This window comes from Ruminococcus sp. J1101004sp1_RTP21198st1_B9_RTP21198_201120, assembly GCF_040924245.1.
Lineage (GTDB): Bacteria > Bacillota > Clostridia > Lachnospirales > Lachnospiraceae > Blautia_A > Blautia_A faecis.
Genome location: NZ_JBCOMI010000045.1, coordinates 20,980 through 29,908, shown reverse-complemented (window position 1 = coordinate 29,908; position 8,929 = coordinate 20,980). Strand labels below are relative to the sequence as shown.

The 8,929-nt window shown below is 39.9% G+C and carries 9 protein-coding genes; all 9 read right to left on the bottom strand.

Annotation, left to right across the window (positions count from 1 at the left end; translation table 11 throughout):
* Positions 1 to 323 precede the first annotated feature (323 nt).
* The 9 genes from AB5618_RS19810 to AB5618_RS19770 all read right to left on the bottom strand — a co-directional run bounded on the left by AB5618_RS19810 (position 324) and on the right by AB5618_RS19770 (position 8,892).
* A complete protein-coding gene (locus AB5618_RS19810) occupies positions 324 to 833 on the bottom strand; it encodes a DUF5104 domain-containing protein (protein ID WP_008394495.1) in 510 nt (169 codons plus the stop codon).
* Between the two features lie 167 nt (positions 834 to 1,000).
* Positions 1,001 to 2,536, bottom strand: a complete 1,536-nt coding sequence (locus AB5618_RS19805; protein WP_008394494.1) for a hypothetical protein — start codon at positions 2,534 to 2,536, stop codon at positions 1,001 to 1,003.
* Between the two features lie 84 nt (positions 2,537 to 2,620).
* The gene (locus AB5618_RS19800; RefSeq protein ID WP_368367009.1) at positions 2,621 to 3,370 is read right to left on the bottom strand and encodes a hypothetical protein; all 750 of its coding nucleotides are present in this window, start codon (positions 3,368 to 3,370) and stop codon (positions 2,621 to 2,623) included.
* Between the two features lie 287 nt (positions 3,371 to 3,657).
* Positions 3,658 to 4,227 (bottom strand): DUF6560 family protein, encoded by a 570-nt coding sequence (locus tag AB5618_RS19795; protein ID WP_035393633.1) that lies wholly within the window; start codon positions 4,225 to 4,227, stop codon positions 3,658 to 3,660.
* 264 nt (positions 4,228 to 4,491) lie between these two features.
* The gene (locus AB5618_RS19790; protein WP_005930793.1) at positions 4,492 to 4,782 is read right to left on the bottom strand and encodes a hypothetical protein; all 291 of its coding nucleotides are present in this window, start codon (positions 4,780 to 4,782) and stop codon (positions 4,492 to 4,494) included.
* Complete coding sequence (locus AB5618_RS19785; protein ID WP_005930789.1) at positions 4,760 to 5,008, bottom strand: hypothetical protein; 249 nt, start codon at positions 5,006 to 5,008, stop codon at positions 4,760 to 4,762. The genes AB5618_RS19790 and AB5618_RS19785 overlap by 23 nt, the downstream gene beginning before the upstream one ends.
* A 109-nt stretch (positions 5,009 to 5,117) precedes the next feature.
* Positions 5,118 to 5,501, bottom strand: a complete 384-nt coding sequence (locus tag AB5618_RS19780; RefSeq protein WP_005930786.1) for a TnpV protein — start codon at positions 5,499 to 5,501, stop codon at positions 5,118 to 5,120.
* On the bottom strand, positions 5,498 to 7,420 hold the full coding sequence (locus AB5618_RS19775) for a recombinase family protein (RefSeq protein WP_005930780.1): 1,923 nt from the start codon (positions 7,418 to 7,420) through the stop codon (positions 5,498 to 5,500). Before AB5618_RS19775 ends, AB5618_RS19780 begins: the two co-directional genes overlap by 4 nt.
* Entirely contained in the window at positions 7,417 to 8,892 is a 1,476-nt protein-coding gene (locus AB5618_RS19770; RefSeq protein ID WP_368367008.1) for a DNA topoisomerase, read from the bottom strand. Before AB5618_RS19770 ends, AB5618_RS19775 begins: the two co-directional genes overlap by 4 nt.
* Positions 8,893 to 8,929: the final 37 nt, after the last annotated feature.

Here is an 8,929-nt window from a genome sequence, read left to right as displayed (position 1 = left end):
AACGAAAGGGCAGTTTTTATCAGAACTCAAGGCTGCTTTTTCGTTTACACCAACTCCGATTGTTTCCTTAACAGTTTGTTGCTTACATTATACTTCATCAACCTAAAGAATGGAAGATTTTTTCTTGCCTCCCAAAGCAAAAGCACCTGTCATTTTCAAAACGAAGACAGCAAGTGTCTTAGAGTTCCACATTCTATTTTGAGTGCAAAAAAGCAGGAGAACTTTTCAGATTTCCTGCTTAGTAAAGCTGTGAAGATTTAATTGTAGTCAGTTTTTCTTATACCATCCGAAATTTATACTTTAATGTTCTCTCATAACAAAAATCAATTTTGTCCTCCAACAAAAATACCGTTTGGGGGATTATCCCATATAAAATTATCCTCAGCCACTTCGCTCTCCAATGCAATTTCAATTTTATATATCCCCACATTTTGGGCATTTTCATCATCCTGACTATACATATAAAAATTCATACAATACCTTTCCTTCTCTGTCAATATGAGATACATACCATCCAATTCCGTTTTCCTTTTACCATAGTTGCTTTCACTTGATGATGCACAATCGCCCTCAAACCTTTGGATACTGCCCTCAATATAATCGAAAAAAGCAGAGATTTCAGTGTCTAAATTCTCAATGTTCTTTTTGCTTTCTTCGGAAAATAGAGATTTTAGTTTCTCTGAATCCTGTTGCTTACATGCCTCGATAATTTGTTGACACATCTTATCCGTTTCATTTTGTTCAGAGCTAAACCAGTCATTGAAATATTTGTTAGAGCAGCCTGTTAAACCGAGTATAATAATCACACTGGAAAGCAACAATACTTTTTTCATATAATTACATCCTTTACTGAATAATTGCAAAATCACTTATTGGATTAAGGTCATTACAAAAAATTTCTTACTATCATTATACTTCATCAACCTAAAGAATGGAAGATATTTTCTTACTCCCTAAAGCAAAAGCACCTGTCATTTTCAAAGTGAAAACAGCAAGTGCTTTAGAGTTCCATATCCTGTTTTTTGCTTTTTGCCTGATCCGTCCGGCTGACTTCACGCTCTGCTATTTCTTTCTTTTTGCGGCTCAACTGCTCTATAATGGAACTTTTAGCTTTCTTCTTGATTTGCTCCGTTCCGGCTTTTTTGACCTCCGGTTTCATCAGCGTGGTTTGGATTTTCTGAATGGTTGATTTCATAGCGTTTGTGATTCTGGCAATCACGCCATCCAATCGTTTCACTGCATACTCAACTTCTTTCTTTGAAGCCTTACGCTCAGGGGAGAGAACCCACGCTTTAGACTGCTCCACCAGCTTAATATCCTCCTTGTGCGTTTCCAGTTTTACAGTATCAGCAACGACCTCAACCGCCTTGTCATAGGCAATATCGGCAACCTCGTCCACCAGAGCTTCCACATCTTCAATCTTCATCGTGAGTTCTTCCAACTTTTGCTCCTGTGCTGCCAGTTGCTCCTTTTGCTTGAAAAGAATATAGTCCTGTTTTTCCAGATAAGCACGACCACCATATTCGGGTTCTTCTTCCAGTTGTAAGCCATGCTTTTTCGCCACATCGAACAGCAACACTCGGCAGGCTGAATCGAAAGTCATCTTGCGGTTATTTTTTCTTCCGACAGGCTTCTCCGGTTCCGGCAGTTCAAATCCCAGTGCTTCCAAAGCCTTTTCCTGTTGTGGGGCAATCTCCCCATATTGATTTTCACAGTCGAACACATGACGCTCGTGAATATGAGGGGTGCTTTCATCCAAGTGCAGCGCCCAATTCAGGATATGGACATGAGAGCCGAAACGCTCATTTACGATTTCCATAAATTCTGTGACAATCTCAATGAGCAGTTCCGGTGGAACATGATTATCAAGTGTTCCAATCTGATAGACCGTTTCCTCTGGACAGGTCTTTTTGCTTTTGAGCAAATCACCGGTTTCCTTATTCCTTTCAGGGTGTCGGTTCTTCACATTTCTTTCGTTCTGTCCGGTTACAAAATCACGATACCGCTGACGATAAAAAAGCTGTTCCACATCTTCAAAAGTGGCAGACAGCTCATTTTCCTTATCGGGATTTTTGAAATTGCGGAAGCCATTGTAACAGTCCCAATAGAGATTTTGTTTGGCTCGTTCTTCGTCAATGTGTTCGCTGTTGGCAATGTCAAAACTGCGGTCATTGTGCTTCGGATTATAAACGCCATTCTTTCCAGCTCGTCCATTGTGCCTTGTTAATTTCACATGAGTTCCTCCTTTTCTTTTTGATTTCCCCGACAGGGGAGAAGGGCAGCGAAGCTGATTCCTTGCGGCTTTCTGCGTCAAGTAATACCCAGTACTAAGTGGCGAAACGCCACTTAACTGGGCAAGGCTGCCGCCCTTGACCTGCACAGGGGTATTGCATTCCCTGTACCCATGCACAAAGGGTTGCACCCTCTGTACTCCCGCCCGAACAAACTGACTTCGCCCCGTCTCAAGCTCTGTCAGTTCCTTCGGTTTTGCAAAACAGTCCACCGGACTATTTTGCAAAAAGAAAAACCGACGCATGATCGCTTTACGCTCAATACATCGGTTTCTTCATCTGACCTTAACGGTCATATTCAGTTGTGGCAGATTAGCCAATTTGAAAAATTATTCTGGCACATCTACTGAGTAGCTCAGACAATCGCCTCTTTTATTGCTTTCCAAATCGTTATAATACCACATATACATCGTTCTACCATATTCTTCATATTCTATAATTCCATCTGGCTTTTGACCCTCTACTTCTAATGAGTAAATTTCTTTATCATGTGCATAGCCAAAAACGAATCTGGTATCTGGATAATTTGGATTTAAGTCTTGTTGAATATCACTTATTGTTAAAGATAAATGGATAAATTTTTTGAAGTCTCCCCCATAAGTGGTATCTGGTGTAGTGGCAGATGGTGTGGCATTTACAAACGCATATTGTGTACTTTCATTTTCTATCTTTTTTTTGCAGCGTGCAATCACAAAACCTTGAACGGGATCGTTATCACTTCCTGCTCGATAGAAAATCGTATCATACTGTTTGCCATTCCATATATGCAATATTTCATCAACATGATTAAGAAAATCTTCTGGAGCTGATAAATCTTCATGTTCTGCTTTTAAGGGGGAATTCAAAATAGCTTCTTCGATAGAATTATAATATGTAAGTTTAGAATCGTCTTTTCCATTATCTGTCAACTTAAACTCGATATACTCATTTCCTTTGTTTTCTTCTTCCGGAACATAAGTATAACGACCATTTTCAATATGGTCATCATAATCAACAAACAGTCCAATACATATCAGCGCTGCAAAAATCAAAAAAACTATTCCTATAACGATTAGCAATATTTTCAAAAATTTTTTCATACAAAAGTCCACCTTCTTGCTTCATTTCAGTAAATTATATCATACCGATATGAACAATTCAATTTACACTCTATCAAGTAGTTTTTTTACTTACCTGTAACGCACATTTCTGCAAAATCCATAGTCCCCGATACTTTCCTCACGGGTGATATACAGTCGGAATTCTGTCAGCTCATGAAATAAGAAAAACCGACGCATGATCGCTTTACGCTCAATACATCGGTTTCTTCATCTGACCTTGACGGTCATATTCAGTTGTCTAACATCGTACTGTTATAAAATCTATGTCATTTACGATTTTTCTTATGCTGATTTGCCCAGTAAGATTTTACAGGGATTCTTCTTCTTTTTATGTCCTCCATAAATTCTTCTTTGTCAATATTACTATCAATGGTAAATAATTTTTCTCCATTTACATATACACGCATAGAACCTTTCTTTCTCTCGCAATAGGTAATATCTTCAAAGTGAAAAGTTCTCTTTCTTCCAAAAGTTGAACGCCATGTGATTTCATCTCCGTTCACTTCCAGTTTCCACATAATCATGTTCAATGAGCCGATTAAAGAAACAATAAAGAAAATACTAAAACCAATTGGTGGCAATAAATCATCTTGTTGAATAGCACTGGCTACCGTAGCTCCCCCAAAAAGAAACACCGCCAATACAAAAAACATAGTAAGTACTTTTTCGGTTTTTATTATATAATGCGTCCTAATTATTCCCTTTTTCTGTTCTTCCTCTCGTTCTTTAGCTCTCTTTTGTTGAAGATTTACAAGATATTTCAAAAGAAGAAGTACAACTAAATAGGGACCTATTTGTGTAATTATATTCAAACACATTCGTAAAAAATTATTCATTTTTGCCCTCCATAGTTCCAGCTATATAAAAATGATTGTTTGAAATCGAGTATTAAAAACCTCAATTTTTCATATCTCATTATACTTCATCAACTTAAAGAATGGAAGAAAAAATTTTGTGTACAGAGTTCCTGTTCAAGCCTTGTAACGCACATTTCCGCAAAATCCATAGTCCCCGATACTTTCCTCACAGGCGATAGGCAACGGTCAAAACATCAGGTCTGCACCTGACATTTTAACCGCATATCAGCCCTGATTATCACATTACCCCTGCTGGCTGTTCAGCCCATGCTTTTTCGCATATTCGCTGGCTTTCTGTCTGCGTTCCTCACTGTAAGGCGGCAGGAAACGGATAGACAGACGGGACTTTGCCAGCTCATAAGAAACACCGCCTTGAACATTGGATTTTTCCAGTCGGCAAAGGTCAGGGTACTTCTTAGCAAAAGCAGCCAACCTCTTTTTCAATCCGGCGTTGTGGGTGTAGATATTTGCCTTGTCCTCGCCCTCATTAAAGAGAACGATTGTTTCTTTCTCAATCTTCGTCAGTCTCGTCATAGCAGCCCTCCCTATGGTTTTTCAACACACGCAGCTTGCAGTAAAAGCAGCGATACCACCTTTCAACACCCTCAGCACTCAGCTTGACGGAAAGCATATAAAACAGCTTCTTCGCCACTGGATCGGGTGCAAGGGCAGCTACCATACGCAAACGCTCGACAGTTGCTTTCAGGTTCGGACAGCCAAAGGCATAAAGGGCTTCCATTTCATTCCGGTTCATCTTCATTGTGTTTTCCTCCTTAAAGTTTGATAAATGAAAAGCGACAGACACTTCATAAGGAAATACCTGTCGCTTCGTTTACGATACAAATTTGTTGGTTTTGGACTTGATAAAATCAGCAGTAAATCATTTCCTGTCTGATGATTTCTTCGGCTCGGTTACGGATAGAGTTCATGGACTGTACCCACAACATCTGATTGTCTGCTTTCATGGTTTCGGTCACGCCCTCGGCTTGTTTCATCTGCTCAATGATAAGGCTGCACCTTTCCGTTGCCTGTTCGTCCAGGTCAGCAAGGTAAGTATGCAGTTCGCCGGATAAACAGAGGGCAGAGAACCTTGTAGGGCGGTACTGCTCCAAATATGTCCTGTGCAGTCTGCCCCACATACCGATAGGGCGGTGTTCCTCCGGTAGCTTCAAGTCCGGCACATAGTAATCGCCCACAAGAACATAGTCCAGACCGTTGCTTTTGTCATGGATTCGTGATTTCAATTCTGTCATGCTATTTTTTCTCCTTTCACTTTTTGCCGATTTGATTTGCTTGTGACGTTCTGTTCAACACACACATTGCTATCAGAACTTTTTTCTTCTGCTATACGCTCATGCTCCGCAAATTCTTTTGATTTCTCACGAATCTTTTTCATATACTTACGATTGGATTCTCGTTTTCTGCGAAGTCGTTCCGCCTCTTTTTCAGCAGCAATCCTTTCTTCCTCTGTTGGTTCATGCTGCTCCACAGGTACTTGAAATTGCCCGACATAGTTAAGATATATCTCCACCTCTGTGGTGCGGTCTGCACCTTTTCCTTGTGGCTCGTGAACCAGAATTTTGTCGATAAATTCATTTATCATGGCAGGAGTAAGTTCTGTAATATTCTCATACTTTTTAACCAGCTTTAGAAAACGCTCCACATTATTTTGACCGCCTATAATCCGTTGCATATCAGCGGTGTCAGTCTCAATAATCTTGTTCAGCTCGTTCTGCTCATTTTCATAATCAGTAAGCATACTCTGAAAAAGTCTGTCCGGCAATCTTCCAATCACATTATCTTCATAGATTTTCCTGATAAGCATATCCAGTTCGTGAACTCGCTTCTGATTTCTTTCAATGCGGTTTTTTACAGTTTCAGAAACAGCAATATCTTTCATCGCCGATTCTTCTTGCAGAGAATAAACAAACTCCCGCTCATTCAAAGAAACATAATGGCAAGTCTCCTGTATGGTTTTCAGAATGATGCTTTTAAGTGCTTTTGTTGAAATATGGTGGCAAGTACAATGTCGGTCATACTTCTGATAAGCAAGATTATATGTGGAACATTCATAACAATCTGCCGGATTGGAATAACTTGTCCTTTTTTCGCCTTTGGCAGTATAGTATATTCTTTCTCGCCCTTTCCGCTGCCTGTGATTATACATCGGCGCACCACAATCAGCACAGTAAATCTTTCCGGTCAGAACATTAGGCTCGCCCATAGGATCTGCTTTTCTTACATTCTGTCTTAACTTTTGAGCAAGCAGCCATGTTTCTTCATCGACAATAGGCTCTTGTGTATCATCAAAAACCACCCAATCTTCCTTATCTGCCCTTTTCGTCTTTTTGTCCTTATAGGAATTTTTGAATGTCCTGAAGTTGACAGTCTTTCCGATATACTCTGGTCGGGCAATCAGAGTAGTAACCTGATTTCCTCGCCACATATACGGATTTTCTTTGTCATAGTTGCTTGCATGATTTCCAAGTCCCTTTTTGCCAAGATAATAAGATGGTCTTTCAATTTTTTCTTCTGAAAGTTCTCTTGCTATCTGATAAGGTCCTTTTCCCTCAATAGTCATGCGATAAATTCTGCGGACTACTTCAGCAGCTTCTTCATCAATAATCCAATGGTCGGGGTTTTCGGGGTCTTTCAAATAGCCGTATGGTGGGATATTACTTGTATGAGCGTTGCCGGAAGAACCTCTGGATTTCAGTACAGCTTTAATTTTCTTACTTGTGTCCCTGACAAACCACTCATTCATGATATTCAGAAAAGGGGCAAACTCACTGGTTTCTTGACGGTCACTGTCAATACCATTATTGATTGCTATAAATCGAACTTCCTTTTCTCTAAACAGAATGTCAGTGAAAAAACCTACTTGCAAATGGTCTCTGCCGATTCTGGACATATCTTTGCAGATACAGGCAGTGATTTCTCCGTTTTTAACACCTTCAACAAGTCTGTTCCATGAAGGTCTGTCAAAGGTCGCTCCACTCCAACCATCATCGGTAAAATGAACAAGATTCGTAAAACCATGTTTCATAGCATAATCTTCAAGCATTTGCTTTTGATGAACTATACTGTTACTCTCTCCAGCATTATCATCATCACGAGACAGTCTTTCATACAAAGCAGTAATGCCATTGCTTTTATCTTTTTTTCTTCTCATGCTGAACTCCTTTCTTCAATTCCTATCCACTCCTTACGCTCACAAAATATCACATCCGTATAATGTTTCGGCGGTGCTGTAAAATGTTCACTAAATTTTACAACAACACATTCAAATACCTGCCCTATTTTTATATCTGGAAAATCACTTTCCTCCTCTTCTGGCTTTTCTGCATTTTTCCCATATGATTTAAAGAACCGTTCTTCCACTTCTTTCCATCCATATTGGAGAACATTCTTTCCAGATGCAGTAAACAGTTCTCCATGACAGGAAATTTCAGTCTTAATACTCTCATATATGTATTCCTGTTCCGATGCACATAATAACTTTGATGCAATCAGCATGAGAATTTTCTTTTCTCCACCCGGAAGTGCTTTTAAATCCATGTTTGTAATTTCTACCGTTGGTATAATTGCATGATGATCTGATACCTTTTTACTGTTCAAAATTCTCTTTATATCTGGTTCTGAACCCTTTATTGACATTTCAGGAAACATACTATTTACTGCCCCGACAACTAGAAGAGCATTTTCTTCCATATCATCTGTAAGATATTGGCTATCCGTCCTTGGATACGTCACCAGTTTCTTCTCATAAAGGCTTTGGGTATAGTCCAAGGTTTGCTGTGCCGTAAATCCAAGAAGACGATTTGCTTCCCTCTGTAATGTGGTCAGATCATATAATTTCGGCGGCTGTACCTTTTTCTTCTCTTTCTTTACTGAAAGAATCTGTGCAGTTTCATCCTTCATATCCTCCATCATCTGAACGGCAGCACTTTTCTCTTTTATCCGGCTGCTTACAGCATCCAATCCATCCATCAGAAGATGAACCAGATAATACTTCTCTTTCTGGAAGTTCTCGATGCTCTTTTCCCGTTCCACCAGCATTGCAAGTGTAGGTGTCTGCACCCGACCTACAATCAACCGATGGTGATACAGTACCGTAAACAGTCTGGTGGCATTAATTCCTACCAGCCAGTCTGCTTCACTTCGCGCCACTGCAGAATAATAAAGATCATCATATTCATGTCCATCTTTCAGCTGCTGAAATCCTTCCAGAATTGCTTTTTCCTCCATGGAAGAAATCCACAGTCTTTTAAAGGGAAGTTTACATTCTGCCTGGTTATATACCAGACGGAAAATCAACTCCCCTTCTCTTCCTGCATCTGTTGCACATATAACTTCTGTGATATCTGCTCTGTGAAGCAGTTCCTTTAAAACCCGAAACTGCCCTTTGGTACTTTCTTTAATCTGATATTTCCAATTCTCCGGAATCATGGGAAGTGTTTCATATTTCCATGCTTTCCAGTCATCCCGGTACTGATCCGCACTAGCCAGTTCAATCAAATGCCCAATACACCAGGAAACCAGATATTCTTTTCCTTCCAGGTAGCCATCTTTTACGTTTGTGGCATGAAGCACCTTCGCAATGTTTCTGGCTACGCTGGGTTTTTCCGCAATTACAAGCTGCAATTTTCAATCTCCTTTCTGCACCTGTCGCTGTAATTAA

Excerpts from the sequence above, each read along its gene's own strand:
- AB5618_RS19810 (WP_008394495.1), bottom strand. The coding sequence starts at position 833 with ATGAAAAAAGTATTGTTGCTTTCCAGTGTGATTATTATACTCGGTTTA.
- AB5618_RS19805 (WP_008394494.1), bottom strand. The coding sequence starts at position 2,536 with ATGCGTCGGTTTTTCTTTTTGCAAAATAGTCCGGTGGACTGTTTTGCA.
- AB5618_RS19800 (WP_368367009.1), bottom strand. The coding sequence starts at position 3,370 with ATGAAAAAATTTTTGAAAATATTGCTAATCGTTATAGGAATAGTTTTT.
- AB5618_RS19795 (WP_035393633.1), bottom strand. The coding sequence starts at position 4,227 with ATGAATAATTTTTTACGAATGTGTTTGAATATAATTACACAAATAGGT.
- AB5618_RS19790 (WP_005930793.1), bottom strand. The coding sequence starts at position 4,782 with ATGACGAGACTGACGAAGATTGAGAAAGAAACAATCGTTCTCTTTAAT.
- AB5618_RS19785 (WP_005930789.1), bottom strand. The coding sequence starts at position 5,008 with ATGAAGATGAACCGGAATGAAATGGAAGCCCTTTATGCCTTTGGCTGT.
- AB5618_RS19780 (WP_005930786.1), bottom strand. The coding sequence starts at position 5,501 with ATGACAGAATTGAAATCACGAATCCATGACAAAAGCAACGGTCTGGAC.
- AB5618_RS19775 (WP_005930780.1), bottom strand. The coding sequence starts at position 7,420 with ATGAGAAGAAAAAAAGATAAAAGCAATGGCATTACTGCTTTGTATGAA.